22 protein-coding genes are annotated in these 17,198 nt (G+C 67.8%); 15 read left to right on the plus strand and 7 right to left on the minus strand.

Annotation, left to right across the window (positions count from 1 at the left end; genetic code table 11):
* The 3 genes from JI752_RS17915 to JI752_RS17920 all read left to right on the plus strand — a co-directional run.
* On the plus strand, window positions 1-1,171 hold a 1,171-nt coding region (locus JI752_RS17915; RefSeq protein ID WP_216966727.1), incomplete at its 5' end, for a DUF6708 domain-containing protein.
* Window positions 1,168-1,299, plus strand: a complete 132-nt coding sequence (locus JI752_RS19470; protein ID WP_256448163.1) for a hypothetical protein — start codon at window positions 1,168-1,170, stop codon at window positions 1,297-1,299. The genes JI752_RS17915 and JI752_RS19470, both read left to right, overlap by 4 nt.
* Window positions 1,299-2,459, plus strand: coding sequence for a DUF6708 domain-containing protein (locus tag JI752_RS17920; RefSeq protein ID WP_216966729.1), 1,161 nt, complete (start codon window positions 1,299-1,301; stop codon window positions 2,457-2,459). The genes JI752_RS19470 and JI752_RS17920 overlap by 1 nt, the downstream gene beginning before the upstream one ends.
* Here the strand turns inward: JI752_RS17920 and JI752_RS17925 are convergent.
* Window positions 2,456-3,523, minus strand: coding sequence for a diguanylate cyclase (locus JI752_RS17925; RefSeq protein ID WP_345777373.1), 1,068 nt, complete (start codon window positions 3,521-3,523; stop codon window positions 2,456-2,458). The two genes, JI752_RS17920 and JI752_RS17925, sit on opposite strands and share 4 nt — an antisense overlap.
* 87 nt (window positions 3,524-3,610) lie before the next feature.
* Window positions 3,611-4,498, minus strand: coding sequence for an alpha/beta fold hydrolase (locus JI752_RS17930; protein ID WP_216966733.1), 888 nt, complete (start codon window positions 4,496-4,498; stop codon window positions 3,611-3,613).
* Between the two features lie 139 nt (window positions 4,499-4,637).
* On the opposite strand from JI752_RS17930, the gene JI752_RS17935 reads away from it, so the two are divergent.
* Complete coding sequence (locus JI752_RS17935; protein ID WP_216966735.1) at window positions 4,638-5,060, plus strand: hypothetical protein; 423 nt, start codon at window positions 4,638-4,640, stop codon at window positions 5,058-5,060.
* A 73-nt stretch (window positions 5,061-5,133) separates the two neighbouring features.
* Here the strand turns inward: JI752_RS17935 and JI752_RS17940 are convergent, their stop codons facing one another.
* Window positions 5,134-5,685 carry a peroxiredoxin gene (locus tag JI752_RS17940; RefSeq protein ID WP_216966736.1) on the minus strand — a complete coding sequence of 184 codons (552 nt, stop codon included), beginning with the start codon at window positions 5,683-5,685 and terminating at the stop codon, window positions 5,134-5,136.
* A gap of 74 nt (window positions 5,686-5,759) precedes the next feature.
* Window positions 5,760-6,797, minus strand: coding sequence for a sensor domain-containing diguanylate cyclase (locus JI752_RS17945; protein ID WP_216966738.1), 1,038 nt, complete (start codon window positions 6,795-6,797; stop codon window positions 5,760-5,762).
* 84 nt (window positions 6,798-6,881) lie between these two features.
* Between JI752_RS17945 and JI752_RS17950 the strand changes: the two genes are divergently transcribed.
* The 6 genes from JI752_RS17950 to JI752_RS17975 all read left to right on the plus strand — a co-directional run bounded on the left by JI752_RS17950 (window position 6,882) and on the right by JI752_RS17975 (window position 10,706).
* Window positions 6,882-8,363: a DUF4034 domain-containing protein gene (locus JI752_RS17950; protein ID WP_216966740.1), complete on the plus strand. Its 1,482-nt coding sequence runs from the start codon at window positions 6,882-6,884 to the stop codon at window positions 8,361-8,363.
* A 112-nt stretch (window positions 8,364-8,475) separates the two neighbouring features.
* Window positions 8,476-9,213, plus strand: a complete 738-nt coding sequence (locus tag JI752_RS17955) for an extensin family protein (protein ID WP_216966742.1) — start codon at window positions 8,476-8,478, stop codon at window positions 9,211-9,213.
* Window positions 9,214-9,365: 152 nt separating this feature from the next.
* Window positions 9,366-9,791, plus strand: coding sequence for a type II 3-dehydroquinate dehydratase (locus JI752_RS17960; protein ID WP_216966744.1), 426 nt, complete (start codon window positions 9,366-9,368; stop codon window positions 9,789-9,791).
* Between the two features lie 6 nt (window positions 9,792-9,797).
* Window positions 9,798-10,004 (plus strand): hypothetical protein, encoded by a 207-nt coding sequence (locus JI752_RS17965; protein WP_216966746.1) that lies wholly within the window; start codon window positions 9,798-9,800, stop codon window positions 10,002-10,004.
* Between the two features lie 22 nt (window positions 10,005-10,026).
* Window positions 10,027-10,479: a hypothetical protein gene (locus JI752_RS17970; protein ID WP_216966748.1), complete on the plus strand. Its 453-nt coding sequence runs from the start codon at window positions 10,027-10,029 to the stop codon at window positions 10,477-10,479.
* A 53-nt stretch (window positions 10,480-10,532) separates the two neighbouring features.
* Complete coding sequence (locus JI752_RS17975) at window positions 10,533-10,706, plus strand: DUF1328 family protein (RefSeq protein ID WP_216966750.1); 174 nt, start codon at window positions 10,533-10,535, stop codon at window positions 10,704-10,706.
* Window positions 10,707-10,778: 72 nt separating this feature from the next.
* Here JI752_RS17975 and JI752_RS17980 read toward each other — a convergent pair whose 3' ends face one another.
* Window positions 10,779-11,381: a hypothetical protein gene (locus JI752_RS17980; RefSeq protein ID WP_216966752.1), complete on the minus strand. Its 603-nt coding sequence runs from the start codon at window positions 11,379-11,381 to the stop codon at window positions 10,779-10,781.
* A 194-nt stretch (window positions 11,382-11,575) separates the two neighbouring features.
* Between JI752_RS17980 and JI752_RS17985 the strand changes: the two genes are divergently transcribed.
* Both JI752_RS17985 and JI752_RS17990 read left to right on the plus strand, forming a co-directional pair.
* Window positions 11,576-12,484 (plus strand): dienelactone hydrolase family protein, encoded by a 909-nt coding sequence (locus JI752_RS17985; protein ID WP_216966755.1) that lies wholly within the window; start codon window positions 11,576-11,578, stop codon window positions 12,482-12,484.
* A gap of 61 nt (window positions 12,485-12,545) precedes the next feature.
* Complete coding sequence (locus JI752_RS17990; RefSeq protein ID WP_216966757.1) at window positions 12,546-13,019, plus strand: YciI family protein; 474 nt, start codon at window positions 12,546-12,548, stop codon at window positions 13,017-13,019.
* Between the two features lie 38 nt (window positions 13,020-13,057).
* Here JI752_RS17990 and JI752_RS17995 read toward each other — a convergent pair whose 3' ends face one another.
* The gene (locus tag JI752_RS17995) at window positions 13,058-13,861 is read right to left on the minus strand and encodes a hypothetical protein (protein ID WP_216966759.1); all 804 of its coding nucleotides are present in this window, start codon (window positions 13,859-13,861) and stop codon (window positions 13,058-13,060) included.
* A gap of 181 nt (window positions 13,862-14,042) precedes the next feature.
* Here JI752_RS17995 and JI752_RS18000 point away from each other — a divergent pair, with 181 nt between their 5' ends.
* Both JI752_RS18000 and JI752_RS18005 read left to right on the plus strand, forming a co-directional pair.
* Complete coding sequence (locus JI752_RS18000) at window positions 14,043-14,537, plus strand: BON domain-containing protein (protein ID WP_216966761.1); 495 nt, start codon at window positions 14,043-14,045, stop codon at window positions 14,535-14,537.
* A gap of 67 nt (window positions 14,538-14,604) precedes the next feature.
* Window positions 14,605-15,036, plus strand: coding sequence for a VOC family protein (locus JI752_RS18005; RefSeq protein WP_216966763.1), 432 nt, complete (start codon window positions 14,605-14,607; stop codon window positions 15,034-15,036).
* Window positions 15,037-15,466: 430 nt separating this feature from the next.
* Here JI752_RS18005 and JI752_RS18010 read toward each other — a convergent pair whose 3' ends face one another.
* Complete coding sequence (locus JI752_RS18010) at window positions 15,467-16,639, minus strand: serine hydrolase (RefSeq protein ID WP_216966765.1); 1,173 nt, start codon at window positions 16,637-16,639, stop codon at window positions 15,467-15,469.
* 178 nt (window positions 16,640-16,817) lie between these two features.
* Here JI752_RS18010 and JI752_RS18015 point away from each other — a divergent pair, with 178 nt between their 5' ends.
* On the plus strand, window positions 16,818-17,177 hold the full coding sequence (locus tag JI752_RS18015) for a YciI family protein (RefSeq protein WP_216966767.1): 360 nt from the start codon (window positions 16,818-16,820) through the stop codon (window positions 17,175-17,177).
* Window positions 17,178-17,198: the final 21 nt, after the last annotated feature.

Consider the following 17,198-nt stretch of genomic DNA (forward strand, 5'->3'; position numbering starts at 1 on the left):
ACCGCTACAACCATCACCGCCCGCATCGTTCACTGGGCGGGCTTTCACCCGTCCACTACGCAATGGCACACTCGCCGAACACCTCTACTTTCGACTGACTCGAAAAAGCGAGGACGCTACAGGTGTACTCTACAACGACACGGTGCTGGAACTGCGCTGCGGCATGTTCGAGGCGTGGCGGGGGTTGGTGACGTTGTTGTCGGTGACGATCCTTTGGGCGTTCGGTCTTGGCTTGCCAGCATGGGCTGTGGAGGTCACGTGGGCGTTTATAACTCGAGGCCAGGTAGCCGTTGGCACTGGCTTTGATCGTTATCCAAATGCAGGCGACATTTATTCCATGTGTTTTCTGTATGTGGTTTGCGGAAGCGTACTCTGGCTCTATTTCAAGTACGGCTTCCGCATCAGCCGCCTGGAAATGCTGACCAGCCGGCACCTGCTGGTCCGCTTCAACCGCAAGACCCGACAGGTGTACCTGCACCGGCCGAAATACTGCGGCGGTATCGTCACGTTGCCGTGGGACGGCACTATTGGCGAGAACCCATCAGCCAACGCCACCGAGGCCAGCGGCATTGGTACGCCACTGATGCTGCAATGGTCACCAAAGAACACCGGCTTGCCGCACATGGAGATGGCCTTCGTCGGCCCTCAAGCCCAAGGTAGCTCGGAACTGCGTAACGAATGGGAATTCATCCGCCGCTTCATGGAGGACGGTCCGGACGGTTTGCCCAAGCCGCACATCACCTCGCACTTCCCGTGGCCATGGCAGGCATTCACCGCGCAGTTCGAAGGCGTCTCGCGCTTCTTCGCCAACGCCAGCCCCGCGATGCAATGGGGCCTGATCCTGATATCACCGGCCTTCCTTGCACTGGGCACGGCGCATTGGCTCAGCCTTCTGCTGTGCTGGAAACCGCGCTGGCCGAAGGTCATCCGCGAAGCGGGGCTGCCCGGTAAACCGACACCACCGTTGACCACCCTGGCCGACTACCCACCCGACATTCAACAGCGCTTGCTCGCCAACGCCGATCAATGGGCGCTCAAACCGGGCAGTCGCCCCGAGCGCGAACCGCGATCATCACGTCCGAAGAAGCGCAGCGACGCTGCCACCCAAGTCGCCCCCCATCCAACATCACCATCAAGGAGTGATGAAGATGAGCGAAAAGGAACGCAGTGATCCTTGACGACGAGCTGGAGAAATGGTGCGACCGCTGCTGCTACCGGCTGCGCGACGATAAGAAGTTGTACCCGTCGATGGAGGACGAGCTGGGTGATCTCTTCGGCGCATTGGAGGAGATCGCCTGATGTATTACGCCGAATGGTTGTGGTGGTACGGGGCAACGGAGAGCGCGGAAAGCCGCGCGGCAGCGAAGAAGGCCAAGCAAGACTACAAGGCCGATTTGTATGAGAACGAGCTTGAAGAGGAATTGGTCAACTCGCATCGCAGTGTCAGCGACACCCCCAAACTGCGTAACCCGGTCTACGTCTTCAACGACACGGTGCTGGAGCTGCGCTGCGGCATGTTCGAGGCGTGGCGGGGGTTGGTGACATTGCTGTCGGTGACTGTGTTGATCGTGATAAGCGTCGGCCTCTACTTCACAGCGAGTGACTTGTGGAGTCTTGCGACGAGATCAGCCTCGCTATGGTCAACCCTCTTTGGCATGCTTATCCCTGCCGCAGGAAGTGCTGTCTTTGCCTTCTTCTACGGCAAATATGGCTTCCGCATCAGCCGCCTGGAACTTCTAACCAGCCGCCACCTGCTGATCCGCTTCAACCGCGAGACCCGGCAGGTTTACCTGCACCGGCCGAAGTATTGCGGCGGTGTCGTTACGTTGCCCTGGGAAGGCACTATTGGCGAAAGCTCATCAGCCAACGCCACCGAGGCCAGCGGCATTGGTACGCCACTGATGCTGCAATGGTCACCAAAGAACACCGGCTTGCCGCACATGGAGATGGCCTTCGTCGGCCCTCAAGCCCAAGGTAGCTCGGAACTGCGCAACGAATGGGAATTCATCCGCCGCTTCATGGAGGACGGCCCGGACGGCTTGCCCAAGCCGCACATCACCTCGCACTTCCCGTGGCCATGGCAGGCATTCACCGCGCAGTTCGAAGGTGTCTCTCGCTTCTTCGCCAACGCCAGCCCCGCGATGCAATGGGGCCTGATCCTGATATCACCGGCCTTCCTTGCACTGGGCACGGCGCATTGGCTCAGCCTTATGTTGTGCTGGAAACCGCGCTGGCCCAAGGTCATCCGCGAGGCCGGACTTCCCGGTAAACCGACACCACCGTTGACCACCCTGGCCGACTACCCACCCGACATTCAACAGCGCTTGCTCGCCAACGCTGACCAGTGGGAGCTCAAGCCCGGCAGTCGGCCGGAACAGAAACCACGCGTATCGCGCCGGAACAACCGCAACGAAGCAGCCCCCAGCGCCGCAGCGGAAATGCAAGACGAACGCCGTTAGCCCGGCAGCGCCTCCACGGCGGCGATCACCACGTTGCGACCCTGCGCCTTCGCGCGATAGAGCGCGCGGTCGGCCGCTTCGGTCCAGTCTCGCAAGGTGGCATTGTCCGGCGGCGGTGTCGCTACGCCGACGCTGACGGTGCACCGCAGCTCCGGCCACTCGGCGAACCCCAGCGTGGCCACGCCCGCGCGGATCTCCTCGGCGACGACATGCGCTTCATGTACGGGCACGGACAGGGCGATGGCGAACTCGTCGCCGCCCAGCCGGCCGGCGTGGCTGCCGACGGGCGCGGCATGGCGGATCACGTCGGCGATGCCGCGCAGCACGTCGTCGCCCGTGGCGTGGCCGCAGCGGTCGTTGATCGCCTTGAAGTGGTCGATGTCGACCAGCAGCAGCGTCGCGCTGTCCGCGCCGGCGCGGTGGCGTTGCAGCAGCGCCGACGCCTGTTCCTGCCAGTGGCGGCGGCTTTCCAGGCCGGTGAGTGCGTCGAAGCGGCTGAGTTCGTCCAGCCGCGTGTTCTGCTTCTGCACATGACGGATCAGGCGGTAGGTGCTCAGGCTCACCGCCAGCGTGTGCACCACCAGGATCGGCAGGCAGGCCAGCAGCACCGGCATGCTCGTGTGCGCGCGAACCGCGAAGCCCGTGACCAGGCCCATCGCCAGCAGCGACACGCCCATGCCCACCAGCGAGCGCAACCACAGCCCGCGCACGCCGGAGTTCACCTTGTCCGCCGTCGCCACCGTGAGCAGCACCACCGACGGCAGCACGGTGAAATGCATCAGCGGCACGAGGCTGCCGGCGATCATCGAGTCGAAGGTGAGGTTGGGCAGCTCGGCGCGATTGGGATCACGCGCGGTGCGCGCGTGCAGCCAGGCCAGGTGCGGCCACGCATAGCCGGAGAACACCGTCCACGCCCATGCGAGCGGATGCGCCTGCAGTTCGTACAGCACCAGCATCACCGGCACCACGCCCAGGCCCATGCCCAGGATGCGGAACGGGTACACGCGCCCCGCCAGCGTTTGCAGGCGAAGCGGCGCGTGGTCGGTGCGGCCGCGCTCGGACACGTTGGATCCCCGTGATGGCCTTCGCATTAGGCCGCAGGGAAAAGCCGACGACAACTTGCGCGCACGGGCAAAAACTGACGCTGCGGGTTAGGCGGCGCGGGCGGCGAGGAGGTCCTGCAGGCAGGCGTCGGCGGCGTTGCAGACGATCGAGAGGTGGCCTTCGTCCGGGAAGAAACGATAGGCGGCCCCCGGCACCTGCGCGGCGATGTACTCGCCCATCGCCGGCGGCACGTTGCGATCGTGTCCGCCCTGGTAGACGTGCACCGGCACGCGGATGTCGCGCAGTTCGAAGCCGCGCGGACGGGCGATCAGCGCCGCTTCGATCAGCGCGCCTTCGATGCCCTGTTCGTAGGCCAGCGCAAGGCTGCGCGCGAACACCGCGACCTCGTCCGGATGCGAGGCGACGAACGCGCGATCCGGCGGCGTCATCATCGCGGCCAGGCGCTGCACGGCGCGCAGCGGATCGCGCCGGAACATGCGCTCGTCCATGCGCAGCATCGGCGCGACCAGGCGCGGGTGCAGGCGCGAGAGGCCGAACAGCAGCTTCAGCGCGGGATGCTGGCCCGCGCGGATCGCCGGCACGTCCATCGGCCCCATGCCGGCGATGAGGCCGACGTAGTCCAGCCGTTCGCCGATCTCGCGCGCGCACGCCAGCGCATAGGCGCCGCCGCAGGAAATGCCGAGCACGCCGAAGCGGCCAAGTCGCAGATGGTCGGCGAGGGCCTGCACGTCGCGCGTCCACGACAGCACGGTGCGATCCGGCGCGGGCGTGGAGGTGCCGAAGCCCGGGCGGTCGGGCGCGATCAGCCGCACGCCCGCGCGCCGCGCATGGGCGTCGATCAACCCCGCCTGCGCATGGCTGCCGGGGAAGCCGTGGAAGACCATGAGCGGGACGCCCTCGACGGCGCCGTGTTCCTGCCAGGCCAGCGTGCGGTCGTCGGCGAGGGCGATGGAGTGGGGCGGTCGGGTCTGCATGGCGCCATGATCGGCGCGAAGGCGGTCGCGCGACAGCGGAATAATTAATTGAACACGCCCGCGTCCGACCCGTGGGGCTTCCCCGCCGCCATGCCGTGCTTTAGCGTGCGAATGCCCGACACGCCACGGGAGGCGCACGATGCAGGGAAGGATCCGCGGGGCCACGATGCTCATGCTGGCGGCGTTCGCGATGCATGCCACGCCGGCGAGATCGGCTGCGCTGAGTGCGGCGGCCCAGTCGCATGTGACGCAGGTGAGCGAGGCGCTGCGTGCGCTGCAATCGGACCGCAGCCACGCCGCCCAGAGTCGCGCCAATCGCGCCATCGAAGTTCTGCTCAAGGACCGCTCGCCGGCCGCGGACGAGGCGATGGCGGCGCTGGCCGGCCACTACCTGGGCGAAGCGGCCGAGGTGGAATGCGAGATCGCCGCGCGCGGCGAGCGGATGATCCCGCTGCTGGAGCGCTTCGACCGCGCGCCTCCGCCGTTGCCCTTGGGCGCGAGCACCGTGCACAGCCGCGCCGAACTCATCCAGTGGATACAGGCCGGCGTTCGTTGCGACTAGCCATCAAGGGGCCGCAAAAAGAAAGCCCGCCAATCGGCGGGCTTTCTCCTTCGCATGCAGTAGGCGCAGCGACTTACTTCTTCTTCTCCAGCGCCGTCACCGCATCCAGCGATTCCTTGACGTGCTTCTGCGGCGCGAGATCGGAATACACGTGCGCGATGGTGCCGTTGGGCGCGATCACGTAGGACGTGCGATTCGACCACTCCGGCTTCTGCGCCAGCACCGCGTCGTACTGCTTGGCGATCTTCGCGCCGGTGTCGGCGGCGACGGGGAACTTGCCGCCGCAGTGTTCGGTGGACTTGGAGAACGCGGCGAGCTGGTCGGTGTTGCCGGCGGTGATGCCGATCACCGTGGCCTTCTCGGCCTTGAACTTGTCGATGGCCTCGGAGAACAGGTGCGCTTCCAGGTTGCAGCCCGGCGTGAACGCGGCCGGGAAGAAGTACACCACCACCGGGCCCTTCTTGAGCGCGTCGGACAGCTTGAAGGTGAAGGGCTCACCGGCGAGGTAGGCGGGGGCGCTGAACTCGGGCGCCTTGGCGCCGGCTTTCAGGGCGGCCAGGGCCGGCGTCGCCAGCGCGACGGTGGCGAACAGGCCGGCGACGGCCAGCTTCAAACGGGTGTTCATGTGACGCTCCACTCGGAGGGGTGCGCATACGATAAGGAAATTCGCGGCCCGCGCATGGGCCGCAGTGCACGCCTTCACGCCGGCGTGAGCGCTTGCGCCTTGCGGGCGCGCTTGACCGCGTACATCGCCGCGTCCGCGCGGGCGAGGAGGGCGTCCGGACCGGGCCGGTCGTCGCCGGCCACCACCACACCGACGCTGGCGCCGCCGTACTCCACCGTGACCGTGCCCAGGTCGAAGCGGCGGCGGGTGCACTGGCTCAGCCGGTCGCCGAAGGCGGCGATGCTGTCCGGGCCCTCGGCATGGGCGACCGTGCCGACCACGACGAACTCGTCCCCGCCCAGCCGCGCGGCGAAGTCGTCCGCGCGCAGCGCGCCGGCCAGTGTGCGGCCCATCGCGGCGAGGAAGCGGTCGCCGGCGTCGTGGCCGTGGCGGTCGTTGATGGCCTTGAAGCCGTCCAGGTCGATGAAGGCCACCACCAGCGCCTCGTGCTGGCGCTGGCAGTGCGCGATGCGCCGCGTCAGTTCCTGCATCAGCGCACGGCGGTTGGGCAGGCCGGTGACCGCATCGACCAGCGCCGACGCCGCGAGCGCGGCATTGGCTTCCTGCAGGCGGTCGAGCAGGCGCTCGCGTTCCAGCTGCTGGCCGATCAGGCGCGAGAACATGCGCAGCGCCCGCTGCGCGTCGTCGGCCAGCGGCAGGCAACGCGCGCTGGCCGCGCACAACGTGCCGTAGACCGTGCCGTCCTCCAGCCGCACCGGCGTGCTGACGTAGGTATGGATGCCCAGGGCGCGGGCCGCGTCGGAATCGCCCCAGCGCGCCGGCACGTCGTCGGTGTATTCGCAGCCTTCGTCGAGCGCGCGCTGGCACAGCGTGTCCGCCCACGGCACTTCCAGCGCCTCGGGAATCCGCAACTGCCGTGTGTTGCGCGAATACAGCACGCGCTGCACGCCGGCGTCGGCGTCGATCGAGGTGAGGTAAGTCGATTCCATGCCGGTGAGCGTTTCCAGCACTTCCAGCAGCGGCCGCACCAACTCTTCCAGCGTGCGCGCCCCGGTCACGGATTCAGCGATGAGGGCGAAGGGCAGCGGGACGGAAGGAGCGACGGTGTTCATCACACTATTGTAGGCCGCCCCGATCTCCCCCTGTGCGGCGCGGCGTCGATGCGTTAGCGTCCCGTCCCAACAGGGGAGATCGACATGACAGGGATCCGCATCGTTGCGGCCGGCCTCGCGCTGGCTGCCTCGCTCGTCCATCCGCCGGCCCATGCGCAGGGCGATGCGGGCAACGGCTCATCGCCCGAGCAGTGGGCGCAGTACGTCGCCCAGATGCGCGCGGCCGACGCCATCGAGAACCCCGAGGCGCGCTGCAGGGCCTACCCCGACCTGCCGGGCAACCACTGGCGCCCCGGCACCGCGGCCGGGCTGTGTGCGCTGCTGCGCGCGCCGGCCTGGTCGCTGGACGAGATCGACCGGCTGCTCGGCGACAAAGACGGCGCGGCCGAGCTGGAGCGCCGATTCGCGGGCCTGCTGAAAGCGCACTACAGCGACAAGGCGCAGCGCGAGCAGATCTTCGTCGAGTTCAACCTGTTCGATGCGAGCGATCGCGCGGCGCAGGTTGCTCAGCGCTGGTTGAAGGCCGCGCCGGACAGTCCGTTCGCCCAGACCGCGATGGCCGCGCACTACGAACGGTTGGGGTGGCGCATCCGCGGGAACGACTCTGCGGCCAGCACCCCGCGCAACGCCATGGATCGCATGTCGGCGCTGTTCGACAAGGCCGTGCCGCTGTACGAGCGCGCATTGGAGACGCAGCCGCGCCTGAGCGTGGCCTGCCGCAACCTGCACCGCATCGGTCGCCAGAGTTCGCACGTGCTGGAGGCCCGCGCAGACGCAGCCTGCCGCAAGGTCGATCCGGATTCGTACTACCTGTCGTCGGAATGGATCCGCGCCGCGGAGCCGCGTTGGGGCGGCTCTGAAGAGCAGATGCGGCAGGCCGTGGCCTATGCCGCCGCCCGCACCGATCGCAATCCCACGCTCGGCGCCCTGCTGGGCGAAGCCGCCGGATACGGACCGCTGACCGAAGGAGGCGATGACCCCGAAGCGCTGGCGTCCGCGGTGCGCATGGGGCCGAGCCTGATGCTCGGCTATGAGGCCGGTCGCCGGTATGAGAGACACGACCAGTGGCAGCAGGCGCTGTCGTTCCTGTCGCAGAACTCGCGTTTCGCGCCCAAGCATGAAGAGACGCGCTATGCCCGCGCGCGCGTCCTGTTCTACGACATGAAGGATGTGGAGTGGGCGCGTCGCGACATCCTTCCCTTGCTGGAAAGCAATCCCGACGACAGTCGCTACGCGTTCCTGTTCGCGCAGATCACCCGGCGCAGGCAGGGCGAACGCGCCGCGCGGCCCTATTACCTGCGCGCCATGGGCGGAGACGGCGAGATGCGCGAGCCGGCGATGGAGAAGTACTGCGCCAGCTTCGCCGATTCGCCCGACGAAGCGGCCGAGGCGGACACGTGCACGCGCATGCTCGTGGCGGAATTCCCCACCAGCTCCGAAGCCTGGGCGCAGCGCCACAACGTGCTTCACCAGGCCAAGAGCCCGGAAGCGCCGTACGCGATGGAGCAGTTCAAGAAGTACATGGGCATCGAGGATGCGCGGTCCGCGACTCCCTCGGGCAAGTAGCCAACGAACGCACCGGGCATGCGGAGTTTCGATGCGTCCGGCATGCGGCCGTCGTGTCGTCGTGAACATTCCCGCGACGCGCGTTTGACGCGCACTCGCTGACAGTCGCGCGATGGCCGTGAACCTGCTTCGAGTCCGATCGCTCCTGTGGCTGCTGCCGTTGCTGGCAGCGGCAGGCCTGGCATGGGCCTTGTGGTCCGGTCGGCTGCGCGTTCCCGACGACTGGAATCCCTGGGCGCCGTTGCGCATCGATGCGACGCCGAACCTGCTCACGCGCTTCAAGCTGGAGCGCGCATCGAGCGATCCTGTCGCCTGCCGCAACGCACTGTCGCAGGCGGAGCTGCGGCTCTCGCCGGTCGAAGATCGCGTCACCGGCGACCACTGCGGTTTCACCCATGCCGTGCGCATCGAGCGCAGCAGCGTCGCGGTGGGCGAGCCATTCACGCTGAGCTGCCGCGCGGCGCTGTCGCTGGCGATGTGGGAACGCCACGTCCTGCAACAGGCCGCGCAGGCGCACCTGGGTACGCGCGTGCAACGCATCGAACACCTGGGCTCTTACGCCTGTCGCAATCTCTACGGCGAACAAGGCCGGCGGCGCAGCCAGCACGCCACGGCCGACGCGCTGGACATCGCCGGTTTCGTGCTGGACGACGGCCGTCGCGTGCGCGTGCTCGCGGACTGGCCCGCGCCGGTCGACGCCGCAACACCGCCTTCGGCCGAAAGCCGCTTCCTGCGCGCGCTGCACGATGGCGCCTGCGACCACTTCGACGTCGTGCTGGGGCCCGACTACAACCGCGCGCACGCCGACCATTTTCATTTCGACCGCGGTTCGGTGCGGGCCTGCCGCTGACGGCGGCAACGACGCACGCGGCATCGATCGTGACGATGCACGAAGGCCTCGCCTGAAGGCTTTACGCGCCGGTTACGCATCGGCGCGCACCGCGAATGGAGGCATTACGCGGGGCCGCGGGACACTGGCGTCCACATCACGTGGAGGACCCCATGTCCATCGCCATCCTCACCGCACAGCACGGACGCTCCGGTATCAACGGTCTGCCGAGGGAAGTCGTTTCGCAACTTGCCGGCCGCGCCTCGCAGGCGGGACGCACCATCGCCGTGCGCGGCTGCCGCGACGTCGCCGAGATGGTCGAACGCCTGCGCCGCGTGGACGGCAAGGGGACCGAGTTCCTGCTGCTGGATCCGGGCGCACGCGCGGACGACGCGCTGGGCGCGGCGCTGGAAGAGGTCCGCATTCCGTACATCGAAGTACACGCCGACGACGTGCGTGCGCACGCGCCCTCGATCGGCCGCCACCGGCTGGACGTGGTCGACGGTTACGGCGCACAGGGTTATCTGCTGGCGCTGTCGATCGCACTGGAGCACCTGGGGTGCGCCGAGTGCGAGAACGATGTCCACGTCGGAACCTGAGCGGCCATGCGCTACTGCTTCTTCGCCGACTACGAGATCCACCTCGCCGAACGGCTGTGCATCCGCGGGCAGACCACGCTGGTGCACGCGACGGCCGACGGCATCGACCTGGACCCGGCCGACGTGCTCGAACGCGTGCGCGCGCAGGCCGCGGGTTCGCACGGTGTCACGCCCTCGGAAGTGCGCGTGCGTGCCTTGAACCGGCTCGACTGAGCGCGCGCAAACCGTCATGGACATGTCCGCTGCAGACATCGTGATAGTGCAGGGCCCGCATCCGGCGCGGCGCGGCCTCAGCGGCGAAGCGCTCGCCGGATTGCGCGGCATCGCCCGCGCGGCCGGCAGCATCCTGCGTGTGCGCAGCTGCGCTTCGTTGCGCGAGTTGATCGCTTCGCTGCGCAGCGTGCGGGCAAGGGGCGATTTCGTGCTGCTCGACCCGGGCGAACTGGCCGATCCGATGCGGTCGGACGCCACCCTGCGCGAAGCACTGGAATCGATGCGCACGCCTTATGTCGAAGTGCACGAGCGCTGCGCCGACGTGCTGGAACTTCCATTGCGCGCGCAGGCGATGCCGCTGGCGACCATCGTCATCCACGGCGATCTGGGCGCCAGCTACCGCATCGGCCTGGGCATCGCGCTGCGCCGACTCGGGCGTCACGCCGCGCACACACTACCGCTCACGCGGGAATGACAGCGCCGCGACTAAGGTCCGATGCCTCGCAAGGGTTCGTGGAGTCAGACGACATGTTCAAGTGGGCCATCATCTTCGCCGTCATCGGCCTGCTCGCCGGTGCGCTGGGTTTCAGCGGCGCCGCGGGCGCGGCGATGGGCATTGCCAAGCTGCTGTTCTGGGTGGGCCTGGGCATCGCCATCGTGCTTTTGATTCTGGGCGTGACCATCGCCAAGAAGGTGACGTAAGTCGCCACCGCCGTCGGTGCGTGGGGCATCGGCGGCGGTCTTTTTTCCGCGCGCCCCTGCCGCGCGCGGCGATCAGCCCGGGCCGGGCTGGATGGTCACCACGCGCACGTCGAAGCGCGAACAGTCGGCGCTGTCCGCATGGCAGATGCCGTTGATCCACACCTCGCCATTGCCGAACATCACGCCGCGATAGCTGACGAACAGCTCGGCGTATTTCTGGTTGCGCACCGCCTGCACGATCGCGGGCGAGAAGATGTCCTCGTAGTCGGCCACGAAGGCCGAGGCATCCGGGATGGTCTTCTTCTTTCCTTCCACCGTCGCCGTGAACGGGTAGTCGACCATGCCCGCGACGGCGGCCTTGTCGCCGCGCACGACCGCCGACTGGAACTCGCGGATGAAGGGTTCGTACTGCGCGTGATCGCCCAGTGCCTTGTCGATGGCGGCGTTGGTCTGCTCATCGCCCGGCGCTTGCGCGCGCGGCGGAGGCACGGCGGCGATCGCCGCATCGGCCAATGCCCGTGCCGGAGGCGCGGTGCCCGTGGCGGGTGCGGGCGTGGTCGCTGCGGGTTGCGTGGGCGGTGGCGTGGAGGCCGCATCGGCGGGCGCCGGCGTGGACGTCTGCTGGCAGGCGGCCAGGAGCAGGGCGGCGGTCAGCCAGGTCGGCGCGTTCTTCATCGCGGTCTCCGTCGGGGAAGGGCCGGCGCTGCATCGTGGGCATCGCCGGTTCGATACGGTGACGCATCGCGCGTCCACGCCGGTTGAACGCCGTCCGTCGCGCCGGGACGGCGGCCAGGCGCACGCCGCACCCTGCGTCACGGATTCGCCGGTATCCTCGCCGGCACGCCCGATCACCGCCGCGGAGGTTTCCCATGGCCGATACGCCCCGTCGCAAGGCCAGCGATTTCGATCCGGAAGTGCTGAAGCTGTTCGACCAGTACGTGCACGGCCTCATCGACCGGCGCGGGTTCCTGCGCGGTGCCGGACGCTTCGCCGTCGGTGCCGCCGGCGCGGCCGGACTGCTCGCGGCGCTGAGCCCGCAGTTCGCCGCCGCGCAGCAGGTCAAGCCGGACGACAAGCGCCTGGTCGCTAAGTACCTGGAGTTTCCGTCCCCGCAGGGGTATGGCACCGCGCGCGGTTACCTCGTGCGTCCGGCGAAGAAGAGCGGTCCGTTGCCGGTGGTGCTGGTGGTCCACGAGAACCGCGGACTGAACCCGCACATCGAGGACATCACGCGCCGCCTCGCACTGGAGGGTTACATCGCCTTCGCGCCCGACGCGTTGTTCCCGCTGGGTGGTTACCCCGGCGACGAGGACAAGGCGCGCGCCGAGTTCGCCAAGCTCGATCAGGCCAAGACGAAGCAAGACTTCCTCGCCGCCGCGAAGATGCTGCGCACGATCGAAGGCGGCAACGGCCGGCTTGGCGTGGTCGGCTTCTGCTACGGCGGCGGCATGTCGAACTTCCTCGCCACGCAACTGCCGGATCTCGACGCCGCGGCGCCGTTCTACGGTCCCGCGCCCGCGCTGGAAGACGTGCCGAAGATCAAGGCGAACCTGCTCGTGGTGCTGGCCGCTAACGACGAGCGCGTCAATGCTGGCTGGCCTGCGTACGAGGCCGCGCTGAAACAGGCCGGCGTTCGCTACGAGCTGTTCCAGCCGCCCGGCACGCAGCACGGCTTCAACAACGACACCACGCCGCGCTTCGACGAAGCCGCCGCGCGCGAGGCGTGGAAGAAGACGCTGGCGCTGTTCGAGTCGGCACTGCGCAAGCCCGCGGCATGACGACTGTGCCGGCCGCGCCGTGCGCGAGCGCGGCGCGACGGCGCCCCTGGAGGAAGCCGAGATGAAACGCTGGACCCATTTCCTCGCCGTCGCGCTACTGTGCGGCTCCGCTCCGCTGGCGGCACAGGAAGCGCCCGCCGCCCCGTCATTCGACGCCGCATTGGCCAAGCGCCTGGGCGCGGACGAGCACGGCATGCGCCGCTACGTGCTGGTGGTGCTGAAGACCGGGCCGAAGCGCGTGCCGGACGGCGAGCAGCGCAAAGCGATGTTCGCCGGCCACTTCGCCAACATGGAGCGGTTGTCGAAGGAAGGAAAGCTGACGGTGGCCGGTCCGTTCGTCGAAGACCCGGCAGGCTGGCGCGGCCTGTTCGTCTTCGCGGTGGCCGACGTGGAAGAGGCGAAGCGTCTGGTCGCCACGGACCCCGTGATCATCCAGGGCGAGATGGTGGCCGAGTACCACCCGTGGTACTCCTCGGCGGCGCTGATGCAGATTCCGCAGCTGCACGAACGGCTGGTGGCACCGGCGAAGCCGTGAGGCGCGCCCGCTCCGCGTCTGCGATGCGGAGCGTCGACTCAGAGGCTGGCGGTGGCGGTCGCGGCGACCGCGGGCGCCGGCGGCGTGTCGTCGAACCAGTCCGCGTAGGTCGGCGCGACCAGCGGCTTGAGCAGCGCGCCGGGCACTTCCACTTCGTCGCCGTCGGCGACGCGGAAGCGCAGGCCCGCGATGCGGCCAGCGGAGTTGAAGCGCGGATTGAAGACGTGCTGCATGGCGCGGGTGGGCGCAGGAGCGGGAGCCTGAGCCTGAGCCACACCGCCGAGCATCGCGGACTCTTCGCGTTCGCGATCGATGATGTATTCGTGCAGGCGCGCCCAGGCGGCGGGGTTGGGGATCATCTCGTCCGGCGGCATCAGGCGCTGTTCGGCCGGCAGCCACAGGAAGGTGGCATGAGCCGGCTGGCTGGTCATGCCGCCGTCGTACATCTCCTCGTCCACGGCGACGGCGAACATCCGCGGCGCGTCGGCCACCGTGGAGAAGCGCAGCGTGAGTTCGTACGGCACGGCCGGTTGCGGGTTGCGCTTGAGGGCGTTGTCGAGCACCGCGCGGCGCGCATCGGCGTGCGTGACCAGGAGGCGCGCCAGGTCCGGATAGCGCTCCAGCCCCGGCGGATAGCTGATCCCGACGATCGACACGGCGGAGCGCTCGAACACGTCCTGCGGTGCGACGAAGGCTGGCTGCGCCTGCGATGCCGTCGCGTTTGCCTGCTTGTCTTCCGCGCCATCCTTTACGCACGACGCCAGCATCGCCGTGAGGATGCACGCCAGCAGGGGGAAGGAGAAATGCAGCGGCGCCCGGCGGGGCGAAGTCTTGATCAACACGATCGTGCAGTCGGGATGCGGGGGCGGAAAGTTAGCAATCCGTGGCGCCAAACTCTCTCGGATTTCTCCGAAAATTGATGCCGTTCAGCGCACGGGCCCTGTTAAGGCGGGCCTTCGCGCGACGTTTTCGCCGTCGATGGCAGCATCACCCGACACGCGAACCGATCCGAGGTGACGAACCATGCATGAGCGTTCCGCGTCCAGCGCGCTGGGCACCCTGTTCAACGTCGCGCTGGGCTTCGCCGCCGGCGCGCTGGTGATGTACTTCCTCGATCCCAACACAGGCCGGCGACGCCGCTCGCTGGTGCGAGACCGCAGCGTTTCCATGGGCCACGGGGCCGACCGCTACGTGCGCGGCAAGTCCAAGCAGGCCGCCGATCGCCTGAAAGGCATCGCGGCGCGCACCCGCGCGAACCTGTCCTCGGCGCCCATCGACGACGACCTGCTGCACGATCGCATCCGTGCGCGCCTGGGTCGGCTGGTCGATCACCCGCATGACGTGGAAGTGCACGTGCGCGAGGGCCGCGTGCAGCTCAAGGGCACCGTGGCGGAGGAGCAGTTCCAGGACCTGTTGCATGCGGTATCGGCCATGCGCGGCGTGCAGAACCTGGAAAGCCTGCTGCGCACGAAACCGACGCAGGGCGGTTCGCCGTCGCTGCATCCCGGAACGCATTGAGCGATGTGAAGGCCGGCATGCGGCGTGTGCGCTGTAATGCCGGCTCCTTTCGCCAGCAGGACGCATGATGGAAACGATGGAACTGCACCGCGGCCGCCTGATCGACCATGTGCAACTGGTCGTGCGCGACGTCCCCGCGAGCCGCCGCTTCTACGACGCCGTGTTCAAGTCCCTGAAAGTGCCCCTGGGCGGCACGCTCGACGACGGCGCTTTCTGGTACGACGAGCTGTTCGTCTCCAATGCCAAGAGCGAGGCCGCGCAGGGCGAACTGACCGGACGCAACCACCTCGCATTCCAGGCCGCAGACCGCGCGATGGTGGACGCGTTCCACCAAGCCGCGCTCGCCGCCGGTGGCAGCGACAACGGCGCGCCCGGCGAGCGGCCGTACCATCCCGGCTACTACGCCGCCTTCGTGCTCGATCCGGACGGCAACAACATCGAAGCCGTGTATCACGGCGAGGCGAAGCGGAGTGCGCCGTCGGTGAAGGTGACGTTTTGATTGGTGATTGGTGATTCGGGAATCGGGAATCGGGAATCGACTGAAGCGTGCCCGAAGCCGTCATCCCGGCGAAGGCCGGGACCCAGGCCGTCACGCCATCCGACGCTCCACGTCATTCCAGCGAAAGCTGGAATCCATGTTCGCTGCTGCTCGTCACAAACAAGTGGGAATGCGTGAAAAACCCCTGGAGAGTGCCGCCATATGGCGGCCCAAAAGCCCCCGCCTTCGCGGGAATGACGGTGAGGTGGGTTGCCCGTGAGGGAGTGCCCATGGGTCATCAGCCTGGATCCCGGCCTTCGCCGGGATGACGGTTCTGAAATGATTCACCGATTCACCGAATCCCGAATCCCGAATCCCGAATCCCGATTCCCGATTCCCGAATCCCGAATCCCGAATCCCGAATCCCGAATCCCGAATCCCGAATCCCCACCTACCGCACCCGCGCCGCCAGCACCTTCCCGATGAACGTGTCGAGCGCGTCGCCGCGGTCGATCCAGCGCACCACGATCAGCAGATCGTTGTCGCGATCGATGTAGACGATGTTCTGACCGTTGCCGCGGAAGGTCACGCTGCTCTCCGGCGCCGAGGGCAACGCCTTGCGGCCGGTGTTGAGGAACCAGTTGCAGTAGCCGTACTCGGCGTTGTCGCTGCCCGGCGTGCGGGCCTTGGCGATCCATTCGCGCGAGACGATCTGCTTGCCGTCCCAGCGGCCGTCGCGCAGGAACAGGTAGCCGAAACGCGCCATGTCCCAGGCATCGATGAACATGCCGCCGCCCCAGTGGCCGCCACCGGAAACGGACTGGATCTTCTGCCCGTCCAGTTCGATCCACGAATTGCGGTAGCCGTGCCAGCGCCAGCGCGTGCTCGCGCCGATGGGGTCCATCACGTTCTCGCGCAGCACTTCCGGCAGCGGACGGCGCCACACTTGCAGCGCGGCCAGGGCGAGCACGTTCACGCGCACGTCGTTGTACATGTAGTGCGTGCCGGGCGCGTGGCGTTCGCGGTTGGGCCATTGTTCGGGCGCGCCGGAGGGACGGTCTGCCCAGTCGGGCTTGCCCCACAGCGTGCCCTGCCAGTCGCTGGTCTGGCGCAGCAGATGCTCCCAGGTGATCGGCGCGTTGTGCTCGGAGGCGAACAGGTCCACGTCGCGTGGCATGTAACCGTCGACGCGGTCGTTGGTGTCGCGGATCAGCCCACGCTGCCAGGCCACGCCGACGACGGTGCTGAGGAAGGTCTTGGTCACGCTGTGGCTCATGTCCACGGCGTGCGTGTCGCCGAATTCCGCCACCACCTTGCCGCGATGCACGATCAGCCCGTTGAGGCCGGCGCGCACGGCGGTCGGGCCGATCTGGCCGTCGAAGAACGGCTCCTTCGCGCCGAAGCTCTGTGCCAGCGCGATCGACTGGTCGCGCGGCTCCTTCGCTTCGTGGGCAAGGGCGTAGTCCACCGCTTCCTGCAGACGCTGCGGATCGAAGCCCGCCTGCGCCGGCGTCGCCCGCGCCCAGTCGCCGCGCGGCGGGAAATAGCCCTGAGCCCAGGCCGTGGACGCCGTCAGCAGCCACAACAGAACGAAGACACGGGCGTAAGGACGAAGTCGGATCATCGGCGGGCGAGCGGTCTGAGGGTCGCCGCAGCATAGCGGAGCCCCGCCGCGCGAACCCGGCAACGTCTGTCGATTCAGCGCTTTGTCGATTTCGTCCCCGCCCGAACGTCGTTCCCATGAAGGGCGCGCTTCCACGCCGGCATCGACGGCGGCCGCGTCCAAGCAACAAGGAGATCCCATGCGCTTCATGTCCATGATCCGGCTCGACGAGAACACCGGCCAGGTGCCCAGCCAACGCCTCATCGACGATATGACCCGACTGATCGACGAACTGCGCGCGTCCGGCAAGCTGCTCGACACCGGCGGGCTGCAACCGACCGCGCAGGGTCGCCGCGTGCGCCTGCACAATGGCAAGCTGTCCAACATCGACGGTCCGTTCACCGAAGCCAAGGAAGTGATCGGCGGCTATGCAGTGTTGCAGGCCGATTCGCTGGACGAAGCGACGCAGCTGACGCGCCGGTTCCTGGAAGTCCACGGCACCGAATGGAACCTGGAGTGCGAGGTGCGCCAGATCGAGGAACCCGGAGACTGCGGCTGATCATTGGCGTCGATGCGCGGG

The sequence above is a fragment of the Lysobacter sp. MMG2 genome (assembly GCF_016735495.2).
Taxonomy (GTDB): domain Bacteria; phylum Pseudomonadota; class Gammaproteobacteria; order Xanthomonadales; family Xanthomonadaceae; genus Lysobacter_J.

Excerpts from the sequence above, each read along its gene's own strand:
- JI752_RS17950 (WP_216966740.1), top strand. The coding sequence starts at position 6,882 with ATGACAGGGATCCGCATCGTTGCGGCCGGCCTCGCGCTGGCTGCCTCG.
- JI752_RS17985 (WP_216966755.1), top strand. The coding sequence starts at position 11,576 with ATGGCCGATACGCCCCGTCGCAAGGCCAGCGATTTCGATCCGGAAGTG.
- JI752_RS17980 (WP_216966752.1), bottom strand. The coding sequence starts at position 11,381 with ATGAAGAACGCGCCGACCTGGCTGACCGCCGCCCTGCTCCTGGCCGCC.
- JI752_RS17935 (WP_216966735.1), top strand. The coding sequence starts at position 4,638 with ATGCAGGGAAGGATCCGCGGGGCCACGATGCTCATGCTGGCGGCGTTC.
- JI752_RS18015 (WP_216966767.1), top strand. The coding sequence starts at position 16,818 with ATGCGCTTCATGTCCATGATCCGGCTCGACGAGAACACCGGCCAGGTG.
- JI752_RS17970 (WP_216966748.1), top strand. The coding sequence starts at position 10,027 with ATGTCCGCTGCAGACATCGTGATAGTGCAGGGCCCGCATCCGGCGCGG.
- JI752_RS17965 (WP_216966746.1), top strand. The coding sequence starts at position 9,798 with ATGCGCTACTGCTTCTTCGCCGACTACGAGATCCACCTCGCCGAACGG.
- JI752_RS17930 (WP_216966733.1), bottom strand. The coding sequence starts at position 4,498 with ATGCAGACCCGACCGCCCCACTCCATCGCCCTCGCCGACGACCGCACG.
- JI752_RS18000 (WP_216966761.1), top strand. The coding sequence starts at position 14,043 with ATGCATGAGCGTTCCGCGTCCAGCGCGCTGGGCACCCTGTTCAACGTC.
- JI752_RS17945 (WP_216966738.1), bottom strand. The coding sequence starts at position 6,797 with ATGAACACCGTCGCTCCTTCCGTCCCGCTGCCCTTCGCCCTCATCGCT.
- JI752_RS17990 (WP_216966757.1), top strand. The coding sequence starts at position 12,546 with ATGAAACGCTGGACCCATTTCCTCGCCGTCGCGCTACTGTGCGGCTCC.
- JI752_RS17940 (WP_216966736.1), bottom strand. The coding sequence starts at position 5,685 with ATGAACACCCGTTTGAAGCTGGCCGTCGCCGGCCTGTTCGCCACCGTC.
- JI752_RS18005 (WP_216966763.1), top strand. The coding sequence starts at position 14,605 with ATGGAAACGATGGAACTGCACCGCGGCCGCCTGATCGACCATGTGCAA.
- JI752_RS17960 (WP_216966744.1), top strand. The coding sequence starts at position 9,366 with ATGTCCATCGCCATCCTCACCGCACAGCACGGACGCTCCGGTATCAAC.
- JI752_RS17955 (WP_216966742.1), top strand. The coding sequence starts at position 8,476 with ATGGCCGTGAACCTGCTTCGAGTCCGATCGCTCCTGTGGCTGCTGCCG.
- JI752_RS18010 (WP_216966765.1), bottom strand. The coding sequence starts at position 16,639 with ATGATCCGACTTCGTCCTTACGCCCGTGTCTTCGTTCTGTTGTGGCTG.
- JI752_RS17920 (WP_216966729.1), top strand. The coding sequence starts at position 1,299 with ATGTATTACGCCGAATGGTTGTGGTGGTACGGGGCAACGGAGAGCGCG.
- JI752_RS17975 (WP_216966750.1), top strand. The coding sequence starts at position 10,533 with ATGTTCAAGTGGGCCATCATCTTCGCCGTCATCGGCCTGCTCGCCGGT.